This is a genomic window from Streptomyces sp. BHT-5-2 (assembly GCF_019774615.1).
GTDB lineage: Bacteria > Actinomycetota > Actinomycetes > Streptomycetales > Streptomycetaceae > Streptomyces.
Genome location: NZ_CP081496.1, coordinates 4,607,755 through 4,632,142 on the forward strand (window position 1 = coordinate 4,607,755; position 24,388 = coordinate 4,632,142).

At 73.4% G+C, this 24,388-nt stretch carries 20 protein-coding genes and 1 pseudogene; 9 read left to right on the forward strand and 12 right to left on the reverse strand.

Annotated elements, in window-relative coordinates; genetic code table 11:
• Positions 1–141 precede the first annotated feature (141 nt).
• Entirely contained in the window at positions 142–690 is a 549-nt protein-coding gene (locus tag K2224_RS20410) for a PepSY domain-containing protein (protein WP_221907947.1), read from the forward strand.
• Positions 691–761: 71 nt separating this feature from the next.
• Here K2224_RS20410 and K2224_RS20415 read toward each other — a convergent pair whose 3' ends face one another.
• From K2224_RS20415 to K2224_RS20425, 3 genes are all read right to left on the reverse strand, one after another.
• Positions 762–1,313 carry a DUF6924 domain-containing protein gene (locus K2224_RS20415; protein WP_221907948.1) on the reverse strand — a complete coding sequence of 184 codons (552 nt, stop codon included), beginning with the start codon at positions 1,311–1,313 and terminating at the stop codon, positions 762–764.
• 142 nt (positions 1,314–1,455) lie between these two features.
• Positions 1,456–2,361, reverse strand: coding sequence for a class I SAM-dependent methyltransferase (locus tag K2224_RS20420; protein WP_221907949.1), 906 nt, complete (start codon positions 2,359–2,361; stop codon positions 1,456–1,458).
• Between the two features lie 122 nt (positions 2,362–2,483).
• Positions 2,484–2,840 (reverse strand): darcynin family protein, encoded by a 357-nt coding sequence (locus K2224_RS20425; RefSeq protein WP_221907950.1) that lies wholly within the window; start codon positions 2,838–2,840, stop codon positions 2,484–2,486.
• A 152-nt stretch (positions 2,841–2,992) separates the two neighbouring features.
• Here K2224_RS20425 and K2224_RS20430 point away from each other — a divergent pair, with 152 nt between their 5' ends.
• Entirely contained in the window at positions 2,993–3,133 is a 141-nt protein-coding gene (locus tag K2224_RS20430; protein WP_221907951.1) for a hypothetical protein, read from the forward strand.
• 15 nt (positions 3,134–3,148) lie between these two features.
• Here the strand turns inward: K2224_RS20430 and K2224_RS20435 are convergent, their stop codons facing one another.
• Both K2224_RS20435 and K2224_RS20440 read right to left on the reverse strand, forming a co-directional pair.
• On the reverse strand, positions 3,149–4,216 hold the full coding sequence (locus tag K2224_RS20435; RefSeq protein WP_221907952.1) for a bile acid:sodium symporter family protein: 1,068 nt from the start codon (positions 4,214–4,216) through the stop codon (positions 3,149–3,151).
• Positions 4,217–4,458: 242 nt separating this feature from the next.
• On the reverse strand, positions 4,459–5,322 hold the full coding sequence (locus K2224_RS20440) for an oxaloacetate decarboxylase (protein WP_221907953.1): 864 nt from the start codon (positions 5,320–5,322) through the stop codon (positions 4,459–4,461).
• A gap of 346 nt (positions 5,323–5,668) precedes the next feature.
• On the opposite strand from K2224_RS20440, the gene K2224_RS20445 reads away from it, so the two are divergent.
• The 3 genes from K2224_RS20445 to K2224_RS20455 are packed head-to-tail and all read left to right on the forward strand — an operon-like array spanning position 5,669 to position 9,082.
• A complete protein-coding gene (locus tag K2224_RS20445; RefSeq protein WP_221907955.1) occupies positions 5,669–6,421 on the forward strand; it encodes an ABC transporter ATP-binding protein in 753 nt (250 codons plus the stop codon).
• A gap of 5 nt (positions 6,422–6,426) precedes the next feature.
• Positions 6,427–7,851: an FtsX-like permease family protein gene (locus K2224_RS20450; RefSeq protein ID WP_260693487.1), complete on the forward strand. Its 1,425-nt coding sequence runs from the start codon at positions 6,427–6,429 to the stop codon at positions 7,849–7,851.
• On the forward strand, positions 7,838–9,082 hold the full coding sequence (locus tag K2224_RS20455) for a sensor histidine kinase (protein ID WP_260692838.1): 1,245 nt from the start codon (positions 7,838–7,840) through the stop codon (positions 9,080–9,082). Before K2224_RS20450 ends, K2224_RS20455 begins: the two co-directional genes overlap by 14 nt.
• Before the next feature lie 52 nt (positions 9,083–9,134).
• Here K2224_RS20455 and K2224_RS20460 read toward each other — a convergent pair whose 3' ends face one another.
• The gene (locus K2224_RS20460; RefSeq protein ID WP_221907956.1) at positions 9,135–9,800 is read right to left on the reverse strand and encodes a response regulator transcription factor; all 666 of its coding nucleotides are present in this window, start codon (positions 9,798–9,800) and stop codon (positions 9,135–9,137) included.
• A gap of 90 nt (positions 9,801–9,890) precedes the next feature.
• Between K2224_RS20460 and K2224_RS20465 the strand changes: the two are divergent.
• Positions 9,891–10,448: pseudogene (locus tag K2224_RS20465) on the forward strand (helix-turn-helix domain-containing protein).
• Positions 10,449–10,487: 39 nt separating this feature from the next.
• Positions 10,488–11,297, forward strand: coding sequence for an aminotransferase class IV family protein (locus tag K2224_RS20470; protein ID WP_221907957.1), 810 nt, complete (start codon positions 10,488–10,490; stop codon positions 11,295–11,297).
• Positions 11,298–11,622: 325 nt separating this feature from the next.
• Here the strand turns inward: K2224_RS20470 and K2224_RS20475 are convergent, their stop codons facing one another.
• The 3 genes from K2224_RS20475 to K2224_RS20485 all read right to left on the reverse strand — a co-directional run bounded on the left by K2224_RS20475 (position 11,623) and on the right by K2224_RS20485 (position 14,868).
• Positions 11,623–12,378 carry a Pr6Pr family membrane protein gene (locus tag K2224_RS20475; protein ID WP_221907958.1) on the reverse strand — a complete coding sequence of 252 codons (756 nt, stop codon included), beginning with the start codon at positions 12,376–12,378 and terminating at the stop codon, positions 11,623–11,625.
• Positions 12,379–12,423: 45 nt separating this feature from the next.
• Complete coding sequence (locus K2224_RS20480) at positions 12,424–14,238, reverse strand: TIGR03767 family metallophosphoesterase (protein WP_221907959.1); 1,815 nt, start codon at positions 14,236–14,238, stop codon at positions 12,424–12,426.
• Positions 14,239–14,388: 150 nt separating this feature from the next.
• Positions 14,389–14,868, reverse strand: a complete 480-nt coding sequence (locus K2224_RS20485; protein WP_221907960.1) for a MarR family winged helix-turn-helix transcriptional regulator — start codon at positions 14,866–14,868, stop codon at positions 14,389–14,391.
• Positions 14,869–14,979: 111 nt separating this feature from the next.
• Between K2224_RS20485 and K2224_RS20490 the strand changes: the two genes are divergently transcribed.
• Positions 14,980–15,714, forward strand: coding sequence for a dienelactone hydrolase family protein (locus tag K2224_RS20490; RefSeq protein WP_221909837.1), 735 nt, complete (start codon positions 14,980–14,982; stop codon positions 15,712–15,714).
• 30 nt (positions 15,715–15,744) lie between these two features.
• Here K2224_RS20490 and K2224_RS20495 read toward each other — a convergent pair whose 3' ends face one another.
• Complete coding sequence (locus K2224_RS20495) at positions 15,745–21,561, reverse strand: TIR domain-containing protein (protein ID WP_221907961.1); 5,817 nt, start codon at positions 21,559–21,561, stop codon at positions 15,745–15,747.
• A gap of 124 nt (positions 21,562–21,685) precedes the next feature.
• Here K2224_RS20495 and K2224_RS20500 point away from each other — a divergent pair, with 124 nt between their 5' ends.
• Positions 21,686–22,873 carry an SLC13 family permease gene (locus K2224_RS20500; RefSeq protein WP_260692840.1) on the forward strand — a complete coding sequence of 396 codons (1,188 nt, stop codon included), beginning with the start codon at positions 21,686–21,688 and terminating at the stop codon, positions 22,871–22,873.
• A 14-nt stretch (positions 22,874–22,887) separates the two neighbouring features.
• Here K2224_RS20500 and K2224_RS20505 read toward each other — a convergent pair whose 3' ends face one another.
• Positions 22,888–23,730, reverse strand: a complete 843-nt coding sequence (locus K2224_RS20505) for an inositol monophosphatase (RefSeq protein ID WP_221907964.1) — start codon at positions 23,728–23,730, stop codon at positions 22,888–22,890.
• Positions 23,711–24,370: a hypothetical protein gene (locus K2224_RS20510; RefSeq protein ID WP_221907965.1), complete on the reverse strand. Its 660-nt coding sequence runs from the start codon at positions 24,368–24,370 to the stop codon at positions 23,711–23,713. The genes K2224_RS20505 and K2224_RS20510 overlap by 20 nt, the downstream gene beginning before the upstream one ends.
• Positions 24,371–24,388: the final 18 nt, after the last annotated feature.

Consider the following 24,388-nt stretch of genomic DNA (forward strand, 5'->3'; position numbering starts at 1 on the left):
GGACTTCCGGACCCGTCGAACCTGAAGGGACCTTCAGGTGGCTTCAGCTCGGCTTCAGGTGCGTTCGGCCACTGTGGCGGCACGGCGTTCGACGGCGCCGCCCCGGAGGACCGGGTCCGAACAACCAACGGAGGAGAGCATATGAAGCGCCACCTCGTCATCGCCACCGCCGCGGCGGCGGCCCTGCTGGCGGGCGGTGCGGTCACCGCAGTCGCGGTCAACGGCAGCGGCTCCGGCACCCGCGCACCGGCCGCGGCCCTCACTGCCGTCCCGGGCAAGGTGTCCGGCCTGGACCTGGACCGGGACCGCCCCGGCCTGGTCTGGGACGCGGACGTGCTGGGCGACGAAGGCCGGTGGCACCGGGTCACCCTCGACGCGCACACCGCACGCGTCCTGAACCAGCGCATCGACCACGGCGACGACGACCACGCCCGGAAGCACGCCGCCCTGGTCGGTGCCCGGACGGATGCCGCGGGTGCCGCTCGTAAGGCCGCGGCCGGGTACGGCACGGTGACCTCCGTCGACCTGGACGACGACCACCGCACGAAGGCCGTCTGGGAGGTCGAGACCATCACCGAGGACGGCACGGAGCACCGGCTGCTCCTCGACCCGCGCACCGGCGCCCTGAGCGTCGCCCCGGCGGCTGATGCACACGGCGACCATGACGACCACGAGGGCGGGGACGACTGAGCGGTCGGGCGGCGGCGCACCCCTACGCCGCTAGGGCGCTTCTGACGCCGCGGAGATCCGTCAGAAGCGCCCTAATCCTCCCGATCCGTCACGCCCATCCGTCGGAACTCGTCGTGGACCGGCGTCCCGGGCTCCGCCACGTACACCGGGAAACCCGACCAGTCGAAGTCGTGGTTCTCACGGAAGAAGAGATTGCCGATGCTGTCGTTGACCTCGACGCCGGCAAGGTGCAGCGCCGGGATCCGGAACGGCTTCTCCCGCGGCCAGGGATCCCCGTCCGGGTCCAGGTGGATGTCGATTCCGAGCAGCGGGAGATCGTCCGAGGCGAAGGTCTCGGCATCGGCCAGGTAGATGTGGTCGTACGGCAGCTCGTGACCGGTGTACGGGGCCGCGGCGAGCACCGTCTCGGCGGGCAGGCCACGGTACTTCTCGTCATCGACCGGGGTGACGTACATGGTGGCACTGTCATAGAAGGCGACGTCCTGCGAGCCCTCTTCGAAGGTGACCGGCATCTCCAGCGCCCGGAGCAGCCGCTCCCAGGCGGAAGGGTCGGTGAAATCGGTCCGGAGCAGGGGGACGGCGTCCGTGCGGGGCAGACCTATCGGCTTCTGGTGGTGATCCATGCCGGTGACCATAGGGCCGGGCACTGACAGCGAGGGGCGTGTGTCACGTTCCCGCGCGGTCGACGGCCCGGCTCCTCAACTGCCGCCACGCCGCCGACCGCAGGCCGGTTCGGACCCCGGTGCGTTTCAGACCACGGTGCGTTCAGACCATGGTGCGGCGGGCGTGGAAGAGGCCCCAGCGCAGCAGGCCCCGGCGGGTGATGTCGACCCACAGGGGGAGGTTGGCCCGCAGTTCCTCGACATAGGCCGGGCTGATGACGGTGCGCAGCTCGGCCGCGCGGCGGTGCACCTCCTCGTCGAGTCGTGCGTAGTGGGTGGCGATGTCACCGGTGCGGTCCTCGAAGCGGGCCCTGAGGCCGAGTTGGGACAGGCTCTCCAGGTAGCCGGACGGTGTCGCCAGGTGCTGGGTGATGAGCCGGGACAGTGCGGGCCACAGGACCTCCGGGGACGCCTGTTCGTCCGCCATGATGTCCGAGAAGACCAGCCCGCCGCCCGGCTTCAGCACCCGTACGGCCTCGGCCAGCGCTCCCTTCTTGTCCTCGACGTGACTGAGCACCTCCAGCGACCAGACGACGTCGAAGCGCCCCGCCTCGTAGGGGAGGTCGGCGAGGGAGCCGGTGACGACCTCGATCAGGCCGTCCAGTCCCCGCCGGGCGTTGGCCGCGCGGTGCCGTTGGTTGTGCCGCTCGCTGAGGTCGAGGGCGACCACCCGGCAGCCGAAGCGCTCGGCGAGCGCGCGGGCCGAACCGCCGTACCCCGAGCCGAGGTCGAGCACCGTGGCGTCCGGCCCGAGCAGGTCCGCGACCTGGTCCGCGGCGTACTGCACGGTGCGCTGCGAGGCGTCCGCGACCGACTCCTGCGGATGGGCGTAGATGCCCACGTGGATGTCCTCGCCGCCCCAGACGGCGTCGTAGAAGCCGTCGACGTCACTGGTGTCGTAGTAGCGACGGGTGGTCTCCTCGCGCTCCGGTGTGCCGGTGCCGGCCGTGGCGCCGTCGGCCCGGATGCCATCGGCACGGATCTCGTCAGCCCTGGTGTTGTCTGCCATGGCGGGTGGATTCCCCACGGATCGGAGGTCGACTCGCCCGAGCCCGTCGACATCGGTGACTATCCGCCAAATGGCCGCTGTGGGAGCCGGCCATCGTTTCCGGACGGCGGCGGACCGCCTACTCAGTCACGCTGCCCCGTCCGGCGCTCGTAGTCCGCGAAGCCGTCCTCGACCGTCGGCAGGACCAACTCCACCTGGAAGTAGGGCACGCTCCACAGCGGGCTGTCGCGCAGGCCCTCGAACAGGTCGGACCAGGCGGTCAGGTCGTTCGTCGTGGCGACCAGGACATCGGACGGGGACGCGGCCCAGGCTTCGGCGTCGAACCAGCGGACCTGGACGGCGTGGTGCCTGTCCAACAACGGCTGTACGTGTTCGGCGATGATCTGCCGGCGCTCGGCGCGGCCCAGTGCCAACCACGAGGGCAGCGCCGTGAGGTGGACGAATATCGTGAACTGCGGCTGTGAAGGTGCGTTGCTCATGCGCGTCATTATCGACGCACGGATCCGGTGCCAGTCACGCCATGGCGGGTTAGCCGGGTGTTGGCGGAGCGGCAGCCAGGCGATAGCGGCCCCGACCAGAGTGGGTGACGTACCGGGAAGACAACGACACCGACTGCCCTGGGGGACCCGAAATGAGCTCCAGCAAGGCCGCGGGACAGCCGGAAGCGGGTGCGAACGCGGCCGCCGGCCAGTCCGGCGGCGCGGGCTCCTCCCCATCGGCTGACCACCTCGGCGCTGCCGTGGGCGGCGAGGGCTCGTTCCGCCGCCGCTGACCCGTCGGGGACTTCCTAGTGCGCCGTAGCCGTGGCCACCGTTTCCGGTGGGGCGGGGGTCGGTGGCGGGGAGGGCCAGCGGCGGGCGAGGTAGGCGCAGAGCACCAGTTGGAGGGTGTGGTAGAGCATCAGCGGCAGGACCATGACGCCGATCCGGTCCGGTGGGAACAGGACGGTGGCCATGGGCAGGCCGCTGGCCAGGCTCTTGTTGGAACCGCAGAAGACGGCGGTGACCCGGTCGGCGCGGGGCAGGCGGATCAGGCGGGCGGTGCCGTTGGCCAGGAACAGGGCCAGGCCGAGCAGTGCCAGGCAGACCGCGGCCAGGAGAAGCAGGCGCGGCGGCGGGACGCGGTGCCAGATGCCTGCGGTCATGCCGTGGCTGAAGGCCGAGTAGACCACCAGCAGGATCGAGCCGCGGTCGCAGAGGGTGGTCAGTGCCCGGTGCCGGCCGAGCCAGTCGGCGATCCAGCGGCGCAGTGCCTGTCCGGCGAGGAAGGGCACGAGGAGTTGGACGGCGATGTCGGTGAGTTGGGTCGGGGTGATGGGGAGGCCGCCCGGGCCGGCGGCGGGGCCGGTTCCGGTGTGCCGGAGGAGGGTGACGGCGAGCAGCGGGGTGAGCACCACCCCGAGGACGGTGGAGAACGACGCCGAGCAGATGGCGGCGGCCACGTTGCCGCGCGCCATCGAGGTGAAGGCGATGGAGGACTGAACGGTGGAGGGCAGCACCGTCAAGTAGAGGACACCGGCGGCCAGTTCGGCGCCGAGGACCGACTCGGGCAGCAGTCCGGCCGCCAGTCCGGCTGCAGGGAGGACCAGGAAGGTGAGGGCGAGGACGGGGAGGTGCAGCCGCCAGTGCCGTACGCCGTCCAGGGCCGCTCGGGGGGAGAGCCGGGCACCGTAGAGGAAGAAGAGCAGGCCGACCGCCAGGCGGGCGGTGAGCGAGACGCCCTCGGCGGCGGCTCCGTCGGCCGGCGCGAGCGCGGCCAGGCCGATGACGCAGAAGAGCGCGACGATGTACCAGTCGACGCGGCGCAGCAGGCCGGGCGGGGCCTGGCGGGTGGTTCCGGGGGAATGGTGCGGCACGGCTTCCTCCGGGAGGGCAGCGGTGTGGGCCAGGGAAGGTGCGTGGGGGCAAGGGGCCGCGCCGGGCGGCCGGTTGTGGTACCGGATGTGCCGGCGCGGCCCCCGCGCCCGGACCTCAGGGCGTACGCGCAGGAGTTGCCTGATGCTCAGGCCGAACGCGTGGCGACTGCCCGGAGTTCAGGGCGTACCCGTGGGGGTGCCTGGGTTGATGACGGTGCTGACGACGGTGCGTCGGGCGGGCGTCAGTGCGTGGCCCCGGCCGGGGTCCGGTCGTGGTGGCGGCTGAGGTTCTGCTCCAGCAGCCCCAGGCACTCGCTGACGCCGACGGCGCCCGGAACGTGCTCGGGCAGGCGCCCGTCCGCCTGCTTGAGTTGGGCCAGTGCCTGGTCGATGGCGGTCTGGGCCGCGAAGAGGCAGGGCGTGCTGTAGATCGCCACATCGACGCCGAGCTGTTGCAGTTCGGTCAGCGACAGCCGGGGTGACTTGCCGCCCGCGATCTGGTTGAACAGCAGTGGTTTGTCGCCGATGACGCGGCGCACCTTGTGGATCCAGTCGACGCTGCGGACGCCGTCCACGAGGATGACATCGGCGTCGGTGGCGGCCAGGGCCTTGGCCCGGCGCAGGATCTCCTCCTCCTCGGTGGCGTCGGTGCGGGCGACGACCACCAGATCCCGCCGGGAGCTCAGGACCAGGTCGAGCTTGGCGAGGTACTCCTCCAGCGGCAGCACCTGCTTGCCGTCGACGTGGCCACAGCGCCTGGGCCGCTGCTGGTCCTCCAGGATCACCCCGGAGGCACCGCCGGCCTCCAGTTGCTGGACGACGTGGCAGGCGGTCTCCGGATCGACGTAGCCGTCGTCGATGTCGACCAGCAGATGCTGCCGGGGGAAGGCCAGTCGGAGGCGCTGCACAAAGGCGACGATGTCGGGCCAGGCGATGAATCCGATGTCGGGCAGACCGTAGTGGGACGCCGCGAAGCCGAAGCCGGAGACGAACATCCCGTCGTAGTGACGCGCCGCCAGGGACGCGGAGAACATGTCGAAGACGCCGATCAGCGGGGTGGTTCCGTCCGCCTGGATCGCGGCTCTTAATCGGTTGGGGTGGTTCACGGTACCCTCCGATGCGTGGTCGCGTGGACTGCGCGTCGCGGCCGACCCGTTGCCTACCAAAGCCGGTGGTCGGTGCGATGCGTCACGGGCCGAGTCAGCCGGGGGTACGCCGAAGCAGCGTGCCCCCGGCTTTGTCATGCCTGAACCGGCCCGCGCGGCGGGCGGCTCCGCGCCCTCCGCATGCCAGCAGATTAGGAAAAGGATTGGTCATGGCACAACCATGAGTTGGCAATGAGCGCTGGTGAACGTCGCTTTTGAGCCGCACGCCGCCGGGGCGGTTTTCCGCACCACGGATTCGGGGGCCGGCCCGATCGATTGCCACGCCCCGCCCGCCGAGGATGGAGGCATGGTTGAGATGACGTTGGACACCGGGCTGGGAACCGCCGCCCGCGCGGCGGACCTGCACCGGGAGTACGGGCGCGGAACTGCCGCCGTGCGGGCGTTGCGCGGGGTGTCGGTGGCCCTGGCATCCGGGACGTTCACGGCCGTGATGGGGCCGTCGGGCTCCGGCAAGACCACCCTGCTGCACTGCCTGGCGGGGATGGACCGGCCCACTCGGGGATCCGTCTGGTGGGGCGGCACCGAGGTGTCCCGGCTGCCCGAGCGCCGCCTGGCGGAACTGCGGCGCAGCCGGGTGGGATTCGTCTTCCAGGCGTTCAACCTGATGCCCGCGATGACGGTCGCGCAGAACGTCGAGCTGCCCGGCCGACTGTCCGGAAAGCGGCCGGACCGGGAGCGGGTGCTGGAGGCGTTGGCCCGGGTCGGACTGGCCGGGCGCGAGCGGCACCGGCCCGGGCAGCTGTCCGGTGGCCAGCAGCAGCGGGTGGCGATCGCCCGGGCGCTGGTCTCCCGCCCCGAGGTGCTGTTCGCCGACGAGCCCACCGGCGCGCTCGACCGGGCCACCGGCCATGAGATCCTCGCCCTGCTGCGCGCAGGGGTGGACCGGGACGGGCAGACCTGCGTGATGGTGACCCACGACCCGGTGGCCGCCGGGTACGCGGACCGGGTGCTGCTGCTCGCCGACGGCCTGGTGGTGGACGAGGTGGACCGACCCACCGCCGCCCGGGTCGGCGACCGGCTGAGCCGGCTGGGCGGGTGAGCGCGATGGCCTCGATGCCGTTGCTGCCCTCGATCGCCGTCGGGCAGCTGCGCCGGCGGCCGGCGGCCTTCGTCGGCCTGGCGGCCGCGCTCTTCCTCGCCATCGCCACCGTGACGCTGTTCGGCGCGCTCTTCGCCGCCGATCTCACCACCCCCGCGGACGCCCGGAAGGCTGCCGCCGGTCCCGGGCTGATGGTGATCGCCGGCGCCTTCGCCGAGATCGCCGTGCTGGTCGCGCTCTTCGTCGTGGTCAACGCGTTGGGCTTCGCGCTTCGTCAGCAGCATCGTGAACTGGCGCTGCTGCGCACCGTCGCGGCGACGCCGAGGCAGGCGCGGCGGCTGGTGCGCGGCCAGGTCGTCGCGCTCACGTTGCTGGTGGCCGCGCCGGGCTGGGTGGTCGGCGCGGCGGCGGCCCGTGGCTTTCTCGCGGCGTTGCAGCGGCGGGGGATGGCGGCGCCCGGCGTGCGGGTGCCGGGGACGCCGGTGCCGATGCTGATCGCGCTGGCCGTCGCGCTCGTCGTGGGTCTGGCGGCCTCGGCCGTCGCGGCCCGGCGGATCTCCCGGATCGCGCCCGCGGCCGCCCGCACCGCGAGCGCGACCGAACACGGCCGGACCGGCGCGCTTCGGCTGCTCGCCGGAATCGGCACGCTGGTGGGCGGCGGCCTGCTGCTGCGACTGGCCGCGACCCGGCCGCCGGAGCAGTCGGACAAGGCCGGGCAGGCGGCGTTGCTCGGTTCGCTGGTGCTGCTGGTCGCGGTCGGGTTGGCGGGGCCGCTCGCGGCGCGCGTACTGGCGGCGCTGCTGGGCACGCCGGTACGGGCCGTGGCGCCCGCTACGGGGTGGCTGGCCGACGCCAACCTGCGCGGATACGCGCGGCGGCTGTCGTCCGCCGTGGTGCCGGTCGCGCTGCTCGTGGGGTTGTCGGGCACCATGTCGATCATGACACGGACCGCCGAGTACGCCGCGAGCGCGGCAGCGACAGTCACCGGAACCGGCACGGGCGCCGCGGCGGCGTCCGGTGTCGCCTCCGGCACGGATGTCTGGCTGCGGCAGGCCGAGTTGACGCTGCTGGTGTGCTTCGCCGCCATCTCCACCGTCAACACCCTGGTCGCCGTGACCGCCGACCGGCGCCGTGAGTTCGCGATGCTGCGGCTGGCCGGCGCGACCCGGTCGCAGCTGTTGCGGATGCTGGCCACGGAGGCCGTGCTGACCACGGCGGTGGGCGTCCTGCTCGGCGCCGCGGTCGCGGGTGCCGCGTCGGCGGCGTTCAGCACGGCGGTGACCGGCTCGGCGGTGCCGGCTGTCCCGGTGGCCGCCTGCTGGTGGATCGTCGCCGGCGCGGCGGCGCTGACGATCCCGGGCATCCTGGCCACCGGCCTGTGGGCGGTGCGCGGCCCGGCGACGGAGGCGTTGGGCGGTGACCGTGACTGAGCGCGGAGCTGCCGGACGGCGGCCGTACCTTTCCGTGCGCGGCGGTGAATGGGGCTTCTCCGTCATCGGGCTGCCGCTCGCGCTGCTCGGCGGCGGCTACGCGCTGGCCGTCGTGTACGCGGGCGGGCTGCTCTCACTCACCGTGCTGGGCCTGCCGTTCGTGGTCGTCGCACTGCTGGGCGCGCGGGGCGCCGGCGCGCTGCACCGGCGACTGGTCGGCCGGCTGCTCGGCGAACGCGTCGAGGCGCCGGCCGGACTGCCCCGCCCGGCGGGCCTGATCGCCCGTGGCCGGGTCGTGCTGACCGATCCGGTCGCCTGGCGGACGCTGCTCTATCTGGTGCTGCGGTTGCCGCTCGGCGTACTGGGCTTCGTCGCCGCCGTGGTGCTTCCCCTGGGCTGCGGCTGGCTGATCGGCTTCCCTCTCTGGATCCGCCTGCTGGAACCGGACTCGCGGCCGGACGGCCGGCTGACCGCCGCCTCCGTCGTGCTGGGCCTGGTCGTCCTGCTCGCGGTGCCCGGCGCGATCCGCGCGCTGAGCGCGGCGAACCGGGGGCTCGCCCGGCTGCTGCTCGGCCCGGCCCGTGCCCAACAGCGCGTCCGGGAGCTGGAGTCCGCCCGTGCCACCCTGCTCGCGGAGAACACCGACCAGCTCCGCCGCCTGGAACGCGATCTGCACGACGGCACCCAGGCCCGGCTGGTCGCCCTGGCCATCACCCTCTCGCTGGCCGACGACGCGCTCGCCCCCGACGCCGAGCCGAACACCGGGCGGCTGCGCACCCTGGTGGAGCGTGCCCGTGGCCAGACCGACGACACCATCGCCGAGCTGCGGCGGCTCACCCGGGGCATCCATCCGGTGGCGCTGGACGGCGGCCTCGGTGAGGCGTTGCCGACGCTCACCGCCACCTCGCCGGTACCGGTCACCGTCCGCCTGGACCTGCGGGAACGCCCGGACCCCGGGGTCGAACGGGCCCTGTACTTCTGCGCCGCCGAACTGCTCACCAACGTCGCCAAGCACAGCGGCGCCCACGCGGCCGAACTCACGGCGAGCGCGGCCGACGCCCGCGTCCGGCTGACCGTACGGGACGACGGCCGCGGCGGCGCGGCCCTCGGCGCCGGCACCGGCCTGACCGGTCTGGCCGAGCGACTGGCGGCGGTCGACGGCGTCCTGCAAATCGACAGCCCGCCGGGCGGTCCCACCGTGATCACCGCCGAGCTGCCGACACGTCTGTGACGACCGTCCATGACGGGTCGTCAGCAGCACCCGCGCACTTCCCCGGCCGGCCCTACCGCCCGCTCTCCGCCAGATACGCAAGAACGACCTTCACCCGCCGGTTGTCGGTTTCCGTGGCCCGCAGGTCGAACTTGGTGAAGACGGCGGCGACGTGCTTCTCCACCGCCCGCTCCGACACCACCAGCAGCCCGGCGATGGAACGGTTGGAGTGGCCTTGGGCCATCAGCTCCAGCACCTCGCGCTCGCGCGGCGTGAGGGTGTCCACCCGGCTGCGCTGTCCCCCGCGCATCAGCCGGGTGACCACCTCCGGGTCGAGCGCGGTGCCCCCGTCGGCGACGCGGTGCAGCGCGTCCACGAACTCGGAGGTGCGGGCGACACGTTCCTTCAGCAGGTATCCGACGCCCCCGGCGCCGTCCGCCAGCAGCCGGGACGCCCAGGCGGTCTCGACGTGCTGGGAGAAGACCAGGATGCCGACCTCGGGTGTCCTCGCCCGGATCTCGACGGCGGCGCGGATGCCCTCGTCGGTGTGGGTGGGCGGCATCCGGATGTCCACCACGGCGACGTCCGGCAGGTGCTCGGCCACCGCGGCGAGCAGTTCGGGTGCCGTCCCGGCGGTGGCCACCACCTCGCATCCACGGGCGCCGAGCAGCTCGACCATCCCGTCCCGCAGCACGACGGAGTCCTCGGCGAGTACGACCCGCAGGTTCCTGTTGATCACCACGCCATTATCGGGCCCCGGGCGGCGGCCACGGCACGGCCGCCGGGCCGCACGGGGAGGGGGACGACGGTGTCGCAGGCGACAGGGGCCATGGGGGCGACGGGGGCCGCCGGGGACGCGGAGGCGTTCGCGGAGCTGCTGCGGGGGTTCAAGGAACGCTCGGGGCTGAGATACGGAACGCTGTCCGAGCGGCTGCACATGAGCACATCGACGCTGCACGGCTACTGCAACGGCAGCGCGGTGCCGACCGACTACGCGCCGGTCGAACGGATCGCCCGGGTGTGCCGGGCGCCCCCCGAGGAACTGGTCGAGCTGCACAGGCGGTGGATTCTGGCCGACGCGGCATCGATCTCGACAGTGGAAGCCCCACCGTCGTCGGCAAGAACGGACAGCGCAACTTCCCGTACAAGGTCAGCGAGTCCGACCCTGAGGTCTTCTACGTCACCGCGCACACCAAGGCGCACCACGTCCGCTGGGACCTCACCCTGGACTGGTGCAGCGCGACCGCCACGGCACCGTGCACATCGACAAAACGGAACCCCGTTCCGCACCGGCACCGACGTCGGCCGTCCCGGCTACGACTACCCGCTGGGCGGCCGGGAGTGGATCAAACGGGAGCAGCAGGAGCAGCCGGAACCACAGGCGTGACACCCCCGGAGGAGACCCTCCGGATGGCAGGCTGGCCGCATGGCAGAACGCGATGGAGAAATCGGCGGAGAAATCGGTGGAGAACTCAACGGAGAGCCGGTCGGGTCGGCTCAGCTCCGGGCGCTGGCGCTGACCAACTACGGCCATTTCACGACCATGCGGGTCGACGACGGGCGGGTACGCGGTCTGGCCCTGCACCTGGACCGGCTGCGGCGGGACTGCCGGACGCTGTTCGACGCCGACCTCGACATGGCACGCGTCCGGGAGCTGGCCCGCCGTGCCGCTCCCGCCACCGGATCGACCACGGTGCGCGTCACGGTCTTCGACCCGAACCTCGATCTCGGCCGCCCGAGCACGGCCGACGACCCGCGGGTGCTGGTGACATCACGGCCGGCCGGGGGCCGGCCGGTCCCGCCGCTCAGGGTGCGGTCCGTGCGATACGTGCGTGAGGTCCCGAGCGTCAAGAGCGTCGGGCTCTTCGCCAGTCTCCATCACCGGCGCCAGGCACAGTTGGGCGGATTCGACGACGCCCTCTTCGTGGATCACCACGGAGTCGTCTCGGAGGGCGGCACCTGGAACGTCGGCTTCTTCGACGGTGCCCGGGTCGTCTGGCCCGACGCCGACTGTCTGGCCGGGGTGACGAGGGAACTCCTGAAGAGGGCCGTCGATCACGACACCCGGCCGGTGCGGCTGACCGGACTGTCGCACATGCAGGCGGCCTTCGCCACCAACGCGGCGATCGGCGTCCGCGCCATCACGGCCGTGGACGGCGTAGAGCTGCCCGCCTGCCACCCGATCATCCGCACGCTGGAGGAGGCGTACGCGGAGATCGAGGGCGAGGTGCTGTAGGTGCCGTACCAGAAGGCCCCCGCCGGCCTACGGGCCAACTCGGCGGTGGTGTCCTGGATTTCCGGCGGGAGGCCGGCAACCACGGTGCAGAGGTCCGGGACCACCTCTGCCAGTGCCTCCGGGCTCTGGTGACCCTGGGACCACGCCACGGCGGTCCGGCCGTCCAAACGCCAGTACTAGCCGAGCAGTTGGGGAAGGCCGAGCATCCGGGGCGTCACCAGCGCCGCGACGGTCGGCGGGTCGGTCGCCACCACCGTCGCACCGGCGAACCGCGGTCTTGACGGCGGCCTGATGTGGGGTCATCAGGCCGCCGGAACCATGGTGTTCAGCTCCGCCCGTGGAGCCGTGGGCGTATCCGGTCGAGGAGGACGAGGGCGAGGGACAGGCCGTAGAAGGCCAGGGCGAAGACGACGGAGTTGGTGGCGATGCCCGCGTAGCCGTGGAGGTCGACGTCGAGGAAGGGGTAGGGGTAGCGGCCCTCGGTGCCGGGGGCGAGCAGGGCACCGCGGATGAGGGCGAAGGGGAGGTAGAGGACGGGGTAGACCAGCCACTGCCAGGCATATCTGAGCGGGAAGGCGCCGGGGGCCGTGAGGACGAGCCAGTCGAGCACGGCGGCGAGGGGGGTCGCGGTGTGGAGGAGCTGACTGGCCGCCGTTTCGAGGGGGGTGCGGTGGCTGGTCATGGCGAAGCCGCTGGAGTCGTTCGACAGGACGAAGTGGAAGACGAGTCCGGTGATGCAGATGTAGAGCAGTGCCGCGCCGGTGATCCGCGGGGAGAGGGCGGGACGTCCGGTCCAGGCACGGCCGGCGGACCAGGCGAAGACCACGACCAACAGGATGTTGGACTGGATCGTGAAGTAACTGAAGAGCCGGCCCAGGTCCTGGGAGGCGATGACGTCCAGGACGATGCCGGTGACCCCGGTCAGGGCCGCGAGTGCGCGGAAGGCCGCCGCGACGGGGCGGCGGCCTTCCGCTACGGAGAGTGCGGGGACGGCCGCCGCCTCGGGCAGGCCGGCCCGGACCGTGGGCTCGGTGGCGGCAGCAGGGGCCGCGGAGGTGATGGGGGGTGTCGGATCTGCCATTGGCCCACCTTACGGCCCGGCCCCGGGGCCGGCCGGCCGGGGCCGCTACGCCCGTCGGACCAGGAGCTCGGTGTTGCGGTCCGCCGGTCCGCCGGCCATCTCCTCGTAGGCGCCGGTGCCTGTTCTGGCGGCGAGGCCGGGGGCGTTGTAGGCGAGTTCGCGGTAGAGGGAGGCCAGGCCGACCGCGGAGAGGTCGTGGAAGTCCGCCCGGTGCGGGGCGGCGGACTCCACGAGCGTGGTGAACAGCGACAGGGTGCCGTCCTGGTTGTCGACGAGTTCGAGCAGCCGCGCGTGCTGGGGATAGTCCACGTGGGAGGCGGTGTTGACCTCCCAGAAGGAGCGGGCCAGGGTCGGATGGGCGTGCGGTGTGATGCGATTGATGTGACTGTGTCCGTTGATCCACGCGACGACGTTGGGGAACCGGCTCAGCAGGGCGATCACCTCCGCGCCGTCGTGCCGGACCTCGTCGGTGCGGGCCGCGTCGGGGCGCTTGGTCATGCTGGGGCTGTGGTGGTGGCTGAAGACCAGGATGTGCGCGTCGTCGGCGGAGGCGTTGCGCACCAGGCGCCCGTCGGCGTCGTAGTGGCGGGTGTTGTGGGCGGCCAACGCCCCTTCCAGCCAGTTCAGTTGATCGGTTCCGAGCGAGCCCTCGTAGTGGCCGCTGCGGTAGGTGGTGTCGATGCTGATGCCGAGGACGCCGTCCGCGATGCGGAAGGTGTAGTACATCCGCTCGCCGTCCAGGTTGTTCTCGGTGTAGCCGTGACCGATCGGGCCCGCTCCGGCGTAGGCCGGATCGAGGTGCGCCCTGAGGTAGTCGTGCGGGGTGGCCAGGCGCCGGCGGGGGTCGGGGGTGACGGTGCGGGCCCGGCGTGCGTTGTGGTGCAGGATCTCCTTCAGGGCGGTGCTCTTGGGGTCGTCGCCGGAGTCCAACACCTTGGCGAAGGCGGCCACATCGGTGTCCGGTACGGAGAACAGCTTGCGCGCCCCGGTGATGTAGTCGCTCAGGAAGGGGTCCTGCGGGGCCAGGCAGCCGCCCGGCAGGTCGTCGTGGTTGCCCGGCGTCGAGTACCAGGGGATGCGCAGGCCGGGGCTGGCGACGGGGCGTATCGCGGCCTCCAGGTAGCCGGGGATCCGCGGCATCCCGCGCTGCTTGTCCTGGTCGCGCAGGGCGGCGTCGGGCTGCCAGTACAACGGCAGGCCGCAGTTCTGCACCCCCTCGTACGCGGCCGGGTCGCCGGTGTTGGGAGTGATCCGGCCCCCGCTCATCAGCGTCAGGAACCACTCCAGCTCCACCATCGAGTGGTTGTCGATGTTGTCGCCGGTCGACATCACGAAGGCCGGGGGCCGGCCGGTGTGCGGGCCTTCGCCGAGCGCGTTGGCCTGCTCGACCAGTGAGACGGCGCCCGCGACCGACAGCGCCTCCTGGCCGCGCCACGACCCGGGCGATCCGGCGCGCAGGTACTCGGTCCGCAACGGGCTCTGGACGTCGGCGACATGCAGGTCGGTGAACTGGACGAAGCAGGCCAGCGCCGTCCGGCGGTCCGCGCGTCCGCTGCGGGCGGTGGCGAGTTCGCCCCGTACGACCAGGGGCCATCCGGGGCCGGAGGTGAGGTGTCGGTAGGCTCCGCCGCCGGTCAACCGGGCGGTGGTCTGGAGCGTGGTGGCGCCGAACGGTGCGGCTCGGCCCACGGCGGGGCGGGCGGGGACCGCGCCGCTGTCGGCCGATGCGGGGCGGGCGGCCACGGGCGTGCTGCCGCCGCGCGGGCCGGGGAGTGCGTAGGCGGCGCCGGCGGCCGCGACGGCGGCACCGGAGCTGAGGAGGAATCGACGGCGGTCGGTGATGGTTGCGGTTCCGGCCATGGGGCCCTCCGTGCGGTGGCGGGCACGCCCGGCCACCGCGGTGTCACCAATCGGAATCTCTCATTCCAAAGGTGCGCGGTGTGCGTGGCCGGGAGTTGAACGTGCCCGGAACGCGGAACGCCGATCCGCCGTCGGATGCCCCGCGCGGGGTCAGGAGGTGCGGGAGTGGTGGTCCAGCAGGCGGCCGAGCAGCTGCGCGAGCTGGTCGCGTTCGGCCGGGTCCAGCGGTTCGAGCAGCTCGTCGTGGAGATCGTCCAGGATCTTGTCGAGGCGGCGCAGCCGACGGCGGCCCCGGGCGGAGATGGTGATGACGTTGCGGCGCCGGTCGTCGGGGTCCGGCGTCCGGGCCACGAGGTCCCGCTCGGCCAGTTCGTTGAGCACGCCGACCAGGTCGCTGCGGTAGATGCCGGTGCGCCGGCTCAGCACCGCCTGGCTGCCCGGTCCGAGATCCTGCAGCGAGGCGAGCACGGCGTAGTGCCACTTGCGGGCGTCGGCCCGGCCCAGTCCCTCGTTGATCAGCCGGTCCGAGCGGGCGGTCAGCTGCGAGAGCAGTCGGCTCGTCCGGCGCCGCAGCCGGTCGGGCGTCCTGGGCGCGTCGTCGGGCAGGTCCGCGGCTTCGGCTCCGGTCATGCCGCCCATACTACCCATTGCGTTAGTCCCACTAACGATGTACGTTCGCTCGCGCCGACATCGTTAGTGTCACTAACGTTGGTCGAGCCGATCCAGGAAGGACGATCCGCCATTCCCGCCAAGACAGTGCAGATTCCCACCCCCGACGGCCTCGCCGACGCGTACGCCGCCTTCCCCGACGACGGCGAGCGGCACCCGGGGGTGCTGATGTACGCGGACGGCTTCGGCATCCGGCCCGTGCTGCGGGAGATGGCCCGCGAACTGGCCGGGCACGGGTACTACGTGCTCGTCCCCAACCCCTTCTACCGGCACGGCCCGGCGCCGCTGTTCGAACTTCCCGAGCACATCGGAGAAGAGGACCGTCCCGCGGTCATGGCCCGGGTGATGCCCCTGATCGAGGCGCACACCGCCGAACGCGTCCGGCGCGACGCCGACGCCTACCTCGGCTTCCTCACCTCCCGGCCCGAGGTCCGCACCGGACCGGTCGCGGTGACCGGCTACTGCATAGGCGGCCTGTGGGCGGTGCGCACCGCCGCGGCCCACCCCGGCCGGGTGGCCGCCGTCGCCGCATTCCACGGCCCCGTGGGCGTGGACGGACCCGGCCCCCTCGCCGGGCTCACCGCCCGGGTCCACTTCGCGCACGCCGAGAGCGACCTGTCGCCCGAGGCCCTCGGCGAGCTCAACCAGGCACTGGACGCCGCGGGTGTCGACTACACCTCCGAGATCTACCCGGGCACCGTCCACGGCTTCACCATGTCCGACACCGACGCCTTCGACTCCGCCGGGTTGCAGCGCCATTGGGACAGTCTGCTCGTCCTCCTCGACAGCGCCCTGGTCGACGGCTGAAGCCGGGCGCGGAGCCGTCGCGTGTCGGTGTCACAGCTCCGCGTCCAGTGGGAGGCGGTGCACGCCCGGGAGGTACTCGTCCAGTTCGCCGGGGGTGAAGCGGGCCATGCCGACGACGTGCCAGAACTCGCCGACCACCTCGCCCTCGTACTTGTAACCGCCCTCGGGGGTCAGCGCGGCCCAGCCGCCGGGGACGCCGAGGAGGGTGGCGTGCGGGGTGGCCGGGCCGTCCGGTGCGGGGACGTTCCACAGGCGGACCGTGCCGTCCTCGCCGCCGCTGGCCAGGCGGGTGCCGTCGGGGCTGAAGGCGAGCGAGAAGACCCGTCCGGTGTGGCCGGCCAGGCGGGCGGTGCGGGTGCCGGTGCGGGCGTCCCAGAGGCAGACGACGCGGTCGTCGCCGGCGGTGGCCAGCAGCGGCAGCCGGGGGTGGGCGACGGCGGCCCAGAGCCGGCCCTGGTGTCCGGTCAGGACGTGGCGCGGGGCACCGTCGCGCCAGACGATGGCGGTGCCGTCCCAGGAGGCGCTGGCCAGCCAGTCGCCGCCCGCGCCGAAGGCGACGGCGTAGACGCGGTCGCCGTGGCCGTCGAGTTCGCCGGTCAGCCGGCCGCTCTCCTGGTGCCACAGGCGGACCCGGCCGTCGTCGCAGCCGGTGGCGAGCTCGGTGCCGTCGCCGCGGAAGGCGATGGACCGCACCCGGCCCCGGTGCTCGGAGAGGGTGGCGACATGGGCGCCGGTGGCGCGCCACCATAGGCGGACCGAGTCGTCGTCGTTGGCGGTGGCGAGCAGGGTGCCGTCGGAGCTGAACTCCTCGGCCCAGGTGTGGTCGGTCTCCACGTCCATCTCGCGGAGGTACTCGCCGGTCGCGGCGTTCCAGAGGTAGACGTCGCCGTCGTTGCTGGCCGTGCCGAGGATCGGGCCGGCGGGGCTGAAGACCGCGGAGATCAACCGGTCGCCGCGGCCGGTGAGTTCGGCGGTGCGGCGGCCGGTGCGAGCGTCCCAGAGGCGGACGATTCCGTCGTTGCCGCTGGTGGCCAGGCGGGCGCCGTCGGCGCTGAAGGCGACGGTGTTGACCCGGCGGCCGTGGCCGCGCAGGATGCGCTGACCCTGGCCGGTGTCGGCGTTCCAGATCTGGGCGCCGCCGTCGTTGCCGACGGTGACCAACTGGCTGTCCTGCGGGCGGAAGCGGCAGGCCCAGGCGGAGCCGCGGTGCTCGACGGGCTGCTGGCGCAGCAGGCTGATGGTGCGATGGCCCCCGGAGAGGGCGACCCGCCACAGGCGGACGGTGCCGTCGCTGTCGCAGGCGGCGAGGAGCCGTCCGCCGTTGCCGAACATCACTTGGTAGACGGCGCCGGTGCAGCGCTCCAGCGCTCCGGCGGGGGTGCCGACGACCGGGTCCCACAGGCGGACCTGACCGTCGGTGTCGCCGCTGACGAGGAGGTTGCCCTCGGGGTGGAAGTCGAGGGTGTAGACCCGGCCGGTGTGGCCGGTGAAGGTGTGCAGCAGGCGGCGCTCGGCGACGTGCCAGACGCGGACCGTGCCGTGGCCGTCGGCGCCCTGGTCGCCGGTGGCCAGCAGGGCGCCGTCCGGGCTGAACCGGGCGCGGTACACGGCGCCTTCGTGACCGTCGAGGCTGCCGGTGCACTCTCCCGTACGGGTGTCCCAGATGCGGAGGTCGGCGCCGGCGTCGCCGGTGACGAGGGTGTGTCCGTCGGCGCTGAAGACCGCGGTGTAGACGGGGGCGGCATGGCCGGGGAGCCGGTGCAGCGGTTCGCCGGTGGCGGCGTCCCAGAGGGTGACCAGGCCGTCGGCGTCGCCGGTGGCGACGAGGGTCCCGGCGTCGTCGAGGGAGACCGGCCAGACACCGCCGGGGTGGATGTCCAGACGGTGCAACTGGCGTCCGGAGACCGGGTCCCACAGGCGGACGGTGCCGTCGGAGCTGCCGGTGGCGAGGATCCGGGAGCGGAACTTCACGGCGTAGACGCGGCCTTCGTGGCCGTGCAGGGTGCGCAGCGCGCGGCCGGTCTCGGCGGCGCAGACCAGCACGCCGCCGTCCTCGCTGCCCACGGCGAGGAGTTCGCCCTCGGGGCTGTACGAGAGGGGTTCGGGCAGCCGGCTGGTGCGCATGTCGAAGCCGTAGGGGACGCCGACGGCGGCGGGGCGGAAGCCGACCTCGACCGGCATGCCGGGGGCGAGTGCGGCGGTGCGCAACTCGGGGGCGGCGCGGACCTGCGGGTCGGTGAGCGGGTCGATGAGCGCGGCGCGCTGCCAGCGGCTGCGGGCCAGCCGGGCGCCGCGCAGATCGGTGCGGGTGAGGCGGGCGCCGCGCAGGTCGGCACCGGTGACGTCGGCACCGGAGAGGTCGGCGTGGTCGAGGCGGGCGCCGTTGAGTCGGGCGTCGCGCAGTACGGCCCCGGCGAGGTTGGCGCCGATGAGCCGGGTGTCGGTGAGGTCGGCGCCGGTGAGGTCGACGCCGGAGAAGTCACGGCCCGAGAGGTCCTCGCCGGAGAGCCGGGCGCCGCGCAGGTCGGCGCCGGCGGGGACGCGGAGCCGGTCGATGACGCGGACGGCGTTGGCACGGGCGGCGTCGCTGACGCCCGGCCCGGGGGCGTTGAGGACGGTGCGGACCCAGGCGGTGCTCAGGTCGTGGTCGGCGAGGTCGCAGAAGAACTCGACGGCGAGGGCGCTCAGCGGCCGGGCGTCGAGCAGGGTGCTGTCGCCGTCGGCGAGGCGGTCGGCGGCCGCGCGGGCGACGAGCCATTCGACGACGGAGCCGTGGATGAACTGGAACAGGCCGTCGTCGGTGCGGATCAGCAGGCTTCCGGCGCCGACGGCCTGGGCGCTCTCCTGGGTGGTGAGGGTGGTGCCGGCGAGCCCGGCGAGCGCGGCGGCGACGGTGTCGGTCAGCTCCTCGATGTGCAGAGCGGCGCGGCCGGTGTGCCACAGCCGGAGGGCGAGGGCGGTGACGGCGGCCCAGAGGTGGTCGAGGGTGAGGCCGGGGGCGGCGCCGGGGCCGCCCTGGCCGCGGCGTTCCTCGTGGACGAGCCAGGCGGTGAAGACGTCCTCGTAGAGCCGGGCCGGGCTCAGGGCGCGGCCGGCGCCGGCGACGGCGCGCAGCTGGTCGGGGTCGAGGTCGGCGACGAAGCTGAGCAGCCGGGGGTTGGCGCACAGGGCGAGCAGGTCGGGGATGTTGCCGAGGAGTTCGAAGCGGCGGTCGGCGGTCTCCTCGTCGCCGTAGCGGTTGACGAGGTAGGCGCGGATCTGTTCGGGGACGAAGCCCTCGACGGAGAGGATGCGGCGCTGCGGGAGCAGGCCGACGCGTTCGCCGAGGGCGGTGAGGATCTGGTCCTGCGACTTGAAGTGCTGGGTGCGGCTGCTGACCACGATCTTGGCGTTGTCGACGGCGGCGTTGAGGAGGACCTGGAGGTGGTCGGCGGCGCGGTCGTAGCTGACGCGGTTGACCAGTTCGTCGAAGCCGTCGAAGAGCAGGACGACGCGGCCCTGGCCGAGCATGTAGCGCAGGGCACGCAGGTCGATGGTGTCGACGTCGTGGCCGGCGAGGTGGGCGGCGACCAGCCCTTCGAGGCTGTGGGCGCGGTCGAGGGTGTGCAGCGGGATCAGCAGTGGTGTGAGGTGCGGGAGGCGCTCGGGGATGCGGCGGGCCAGCTCGCGCAGCGCGAAGGTCTTGCCGTGCCCGAAGTCGCCGAGGAGCAGCAGGAAGCGGCCGTGGTCGGTCTCCAGGAGCTGGAGCATGGCCTCCACGAGGTGGCCGCGTTCGTCGGCGTCGGGGCGTTCGCCGTCGCGGTAGCGCTGCGGGAGGTAGAGGTCGGGGGCGTAGCGGTCGTCGTTGCTCAGCCGGGCGGTCTGCGCGGTGACGTAGCCGCGCAGGTCGAGGAGGCCCTGGAACTCCAGGAAGCTGCGGACCCGGACGCCGCGGCGCCCGGCGCGCTCGCGCAGGGACTGCTCGGGGGGTGGGCCGTCGTGGACCAGCTCGGCCTCGGAACCGGTGTCGGTGGCGTGGGCCTGGGCGAGGAAGCGGTCGAGTTCGGCGTCGGTGGGGGTGCCGGGGTGGACCGCGATGCGCTGCTGGCGTACGACGCCCTCGTCGCTCCAGGTGACCATGATCTGGGCGAGGTCGTCGGGGACCGCGCGGGGTACGTCGCGCAGGCGGACGCCTTCCTGGCGGGCGCGGCAGACCTCCTTGACGCGTTCGACGAGGGAGTCGGCGGGCTCGTCGACGGCGCGGTTGTCGGCCGGCGGGACGGCCGCGGGCGGGCCGGCGGGTTCGCCGGGCGGGGCGAAGAGCCGTCCGGCGCCGTGCCAGTTGACGGGGATGACGGTCGGCGCGGTGCCGCCGGCGCCGGTCCAGCGGGTGACGCCGTCGGCGGTGACGCGCAGCAGCTCGAACCCGGCGGGGGCGGCCGAGCCGTACAGCGGCAGGGCGCCCTTCTGGAGCGGGAGGTGGTCGTGGGACGGCTCGCCGCCGGTGGTGCGGGGACCGCCGCTGGGGCCGTGCAGGACGAAGTGGAGACGGGGCGCGGCGAGGCGGGTGAAGGTGTCGACGTCGCGGAGGGTGCCGGGGCCGCCGGCGGCGTCCTGGGGGCGGCGGCGGCCGGTGAGCGGGTGGCGCAGCGCGCCGATGCGCAGCCAGCCCTCCTCCTCGTAGCCGCGCAGTGCCTCGGCGAACCAGGCGGCCTGGTCGCGGCCGAGGAAGCCGTACTGGTCGTCGGGGCGGTGGCTGGCGGCGATGGAGGAGTTGAACCCGGCGACGACGGTGTGGAGTTCGGGCACCGGGAAGAGGGTCCAGGGCTGGTCGCTGTCGAAGACGGTGTCCAGCCCCTCGTAGAGGCCGCGGAACAGGCGGGTGTAGTGGCGCCACTTGGGCCAGTACGGCGGCTGGGGCGGGATCTCGTCGGCCTCGCAGGTGTGGAAGTACCCGCGGCAGGCGGCCTGGCTGACGTCCTGGTTCCCGGGGACGACGATGACGCGCTGCGGCGGCAGGTCGAGCTGGGAGCGCAGCCCGGTGAGGAAGCTGAGCGCCTGGTCGCACTCGCGGGGGCTGCCGGAGGCGGTGAGGTCGCCGGTGACGACGAGGAGGTCGGGCGCGGGGGCGCCGGCGTCCTTCAGCTCGACGAGATCGCCGCGGATCTCCCGGCGCAGCGCGTCCGGTTCGCGGCCGCGGCCGAAGTCCGGGCCGGCGAGGTGCAGGACGGTCAGCGCGCCCTGATCGCGGGTCGCCTCGGGGACCTGCGGGTATCGGGGCGCGCGGGCCGGGCGGCGGCGGCCGGACCACCCGGTGCGGCCGAGCGGACGCTGCCGGCCGTCGGCGGTGGCGGGCCCGGGCAGTTCGAGGGAGCCGCTCGCGGTCTCGGAGCCGGGGTAGCCGGGGCGGCGGCCGGGGCGGGCGTGGCCCTCGACGGCCTGGCCCACGCGGGTGAGCAGCAGGCTGCGGGCGACCTCGGCGTCGGCGACGCCGACGAGGTCGACGTAGGTGATGGTGGCGAGCAGGCCCTCGATGGGGATGTCCTCGACGCGGACGGTGAGCAGCTTGCGCTCGGGCTCCTCCGGTTCGGCGCGGAGCGCGGCCTGCCATTCCATCCGGCCGTAGGTGGAGCGGCCGTAGTGGCCGGAGAGGACGGCGATGACGGCGACGGAGTCGCTGACGCCGCGGTCCATGAAGTCGATGAAGTTGGTGCCGGCGACGAAGTCCCACGCCTGGATGACGGTGCGGTACCCGGCCTCCTCCAGGGTCCATGCGATCCAGGACGCCCATTGTTCGTCGGCGGGCGAGTAGCTGATGAAGAAGTCCAAGTCACGCGTCCTGCCCAGCAGTTCCCCGTCAGTCACCATGTTCCCATCGTAGGAGGCCGGGGGTCGGTGGGTCAGGCGGTTTCCGCCCTCGGTCCGCCGCCCCTCCCCGTCCCTTCCTCGCCCCTTCCCCGCTCGTCCGGCCCTGTGTGCGACCCTGTCGGGCGTGCGATTCCTCAAGCGTCTGCATCCCCTGGACTGGCTCGCCGCCGGGCTGCTCGCCTGCGGCCTGCTGTGTGTGGCCACAGGACTGTTGCCGACCGCGCCCGCCGGGGAGGCGATGGCGCGGATCGGGCCGCTGCTGGTCTTCCTGGCGACGGTCATCGTGATGGCCGAACTGACCGGCCGGGCCGAGGTGTTCGACGCGGTGGCGTCCTGGGTGGCGCGGACCGGCCGGGGCAGCTATCCGCGGCTGTTCGGGCTGTGTGTGCTCTTCGCCTCGGTCACCACCATCGCGTTGAACCTGGACACCACGGCGGTGCTGCTGACGCCGGTGATGCTGGCGCTGGCCGGGCGGGTGGGCATCGCACCGGTGCCGCTGGCGATGACGACGGTCTGGCTCGCCAACACCGCGAGCCTGCTGCTGCCGGTGTCCAACCTGACGAACCTGCTGGCGTCCAACCGCGTCGGGCTCTCCCCCGTCGGGATGGCCGCCACGATGGGCCTGTCCCAACTGGCCGCCGTCGCCGTGACGATGGCGTGCCTGTGGTGCTTCTACTGGCGGCGCGGACGGCGGGGTTCCGACAGTTACGTACCGCCCGAGCGGCGGGCGCCGGCCGATCCGGTGCTGTTCCGGGTGTGCGCGCTGGCCTGTGCCGGCTTCCTGCTGGCGATCCTGCTCGCGGACCTGCCGCTGTGGTCGGCGTCGCTGACCACGATGCTGGTCGTGGTGGTCGCGTTCGCGCTGCGGCGCCCCGCCGAGCTGCGGTTGTCGCTGGTGCCGTGGCGGCTGCTGGTGCTGGTGCCGGGGATGTTCCTGGTCGTCGAGACGGTGGACGCGCACGGGCTGCACACGCTGCTGACGGCGGCGATCGGGCCGGACGGCGGCCTCGGCGGCATGCTCCGCTCGGCGGGCGTGGGTGCGGGCCTGTCCAACGTCCTCAACAACCTCCCGGTCTACATGGCAGGCGAGGCGGCGGTGCCGGTCGGCAACCACCACCAGCTGCTGGCGCTGCTCATCGGCACCAACGTCGGCCCGCTGGTCACGCCGTGGGCGTCGCTGGCGACGCTGCTGTGGTTCGAGCGCTGCCGCGGCCAGGGCACGGTCATCCCGCTGCGGCGCTTCATGGGGACGGGGTTCGTCCTGGCCGTGACGGCGACGCTGGCGGCGACGGTGGCACTGGCGGTGGGGTGACCGGCCGGTCCGGCTCAGGCCGCCCGGGCGCGGGCGACCACGTCGAGCAGGTAGGTCAGGGTGTCGCCGCGGGCGGCGACGAAGCTGCGGTCGGTGTCCGGGCCGGCGGAGCCGACCGTGAAGGGGCCGCCGGCCAGGGTGCGGAACTCCACGCCCGCCTCGGTGGCCAGCAGGGCGCCGGCGGGGAAGTCGATGCCCTCCGCGCGGTAGCCGACGAAGCCGTCGATCGCCCCGCGCGCCAGCATGCTCCAGCCGAGCAGCGGCGCCCACAGCTGGAGCACCCGCCGGGTGCAGCGCTCCAGTTGGCCGCGCAGTCCCGCGGCGACCTGGTCGGTGCGGCCCACCGCGTGGCCCTGGGTCCAGGCGACCACCGGCCCGCTGCGCGGCACCGCGCCGGGAGGGCCGGGCAGGCGGTCCGGGCCGCAGCACGCACCCTGGCCGCTGACGGCCCGCCAGGTGGAGCCGGTGACCGGTTCGTGCACCACGCCGACGACCGGCGCGCCGTCCACGCACAGCCCGATGCCGACGGCGTACGCGGTCAGGCCGATCGCGACGTTGTTGCTGCCGTCGAGCGGATCCACCAGCCAGGTGCGCCGGCCGGCGGCGTCCAGGAGCCCGGCCTCCTCGGACAGGATCCGGTCGTGCGGGAAGTGCGTCTGGAGGCGGGCCAGGATGAGTTTCTCCGCGGCCAGGTCGAGGTCCGTGACGATGTCGCCCTCGGCGTCCTTGACGCCCACCGCCCGCGCCGCGCCGAAGCGGCCGCGCAGCAGGACACCCGCCTCCTCCGCCGCGGCCACGGCCACCCGCGTCTCGCTCGCGTACGGTGCGGCGCCCCGGTCACTCGCGCTGCTCGGCATGGATCCTCCTGAGTGCTGTGCGGACGGTCCGCTCGGTGTCTTCCGCGCCGCACAGCCGGCGCACCGTCCGGTGGCCGCGGCCGTGCAGGGGGCCCAGGGAGAGGTCGGTGTGGCCGGGCAGCGACCGGCCGAGCACCAGGGTGGCGGCGGGCTGGCCGCGGGTGACGACGGTGGCGTGGAACTCGCCGGCCGGCAGGCTGTAGGTCTCGCCGCTGCCGCTGGAGGCGGGCGGGCCCGGTGCGCAGTGCACCAGGCGGGAGGTGGGCCGCAGTTCGTCGACGCCCGAGGGGGAGCTGAAGACCTCGAAGATCCGGTGGGTGGGGGTGCGCGTCTCGTCCGTCACCGTCACCGGGAGGTTGCCGACCCGGCCGAAGAGGACATAGCTGCGCAGCTCCCAACTGTGGGCGTGCATGGGGGCGGCGGTGGGGTCGGCGGGGACGCCGGTGCCGAAGAGGTGGACGCAGACGCCGCGGGCGCCGTCGCGGACGAGCGGCAGGCACAGGAAGCCGAGCGGGTGGTGGACCGCGCGTAACTCCCGTTTGCCGCGGGCGATGTCCTCCAGGGCGCCGGTGACCCCGGCGCGGGGTGCCCCCGGCGGGGTGCCGGGCCGGAGCAGTCGGTCGAGCGTGTCGTAGTCCATGAGCCGCGCCCGAGGCGT

Coding starts and splice junctions, on each gene's coding strand:
- K2224_RS20425 (WP_221907950.1), bottom strand. CDS start 2,840: ATGAGCAACGCACCTTCACAGCCGCAGTTCACGATATTCGTCCACCTC.
- K2224_RS20505 (WP_221907964.1), bottom strand. CDS start 23,730: ATGCCGAGCAGCGCGAGTGACCGGGGCGCCGCACCGTACGCGAGCGAG.
- K2224_RS20480 (WP_221907959.1), bottom strand. CDS start 14,238: ATGGCCGGAACCGCAACCATCACCGACCGCCGTCGATTCCTCCTCAGC.
- K2224_RS20495 (WP_221907961.1), bottom strand. CDS start 21,561: ATGGTGACTGACGGGGAACTGCTGGGCAGGACGCGTGACTTGGACTTC.
- K2224_RS20410 (WP_221907947.1), top strand. CDS start 142: ATGAAGCGCCACCTCGTCATCGCCACCGCCGCGGCGGCGGCCCTGCTG.
- K2224_RS20415 (WP_221907948.1), bottom strand. CDS start 1,313: ATGGATCACCACCAGAAGCCGATAGGTCTGCCCCGCACGGACGCCGTC.
- K2224_RS20510 (WP_221907965.1), bottom strand. CDS start 24,370: ATGGACTACGACACGCTCGACCGACTGCTCCGGCCCGGCACCCCGCCG.
- K2224_RS20475 (WP_221907958.1), bottom strand. CDS start 12,378: ATGGCAGATCCGACACCCCCCATCACCTCCGCGGCCCCTGCTGCCGCC.
- K2224_RS20450 (WP_260693487.1), top strand. CDS start 6,427: ATGGCCTCGATGCCGTTGCTGCCCTCGATCGCCGTCGGGCAGCTGCGC.
- K2224_RS20420 (WP_221907949.1), bottom strand. CDS start 2,361: ATGGCAGACAACACCAGGGCTGACGAGATCCGTGCCGATGGCATCCGG.
- K2224_RS20485 (WP_221907960.1), bottom strand. CDS start 14,868: ATGACCGGAGCCGAAGCCGCGGACCTGCCCGACGACGCGCCCAGGACG.
- K2224_RS20445 (WP_221907955.1), top strand. CDS start 5,669: ATGGTTGAGATGACGTTGGACACCGGGCTGGGAACCGCCGCCCGCGCG.
- K2224_RS20430 (WP_221907951.1), top strand. CDS start 2,993: ATGAGCTCCAGCAAGGCCGCGGGACAGCCGGAAGCGGGTGCGAACGCG.
- K2224_RS20470 (WP_221907957.1), top strand. CDS start 10,488: ATGGCAGAACGCGATGGAGAAATCGGCGGAGAAATCGGTGGAGAACTC.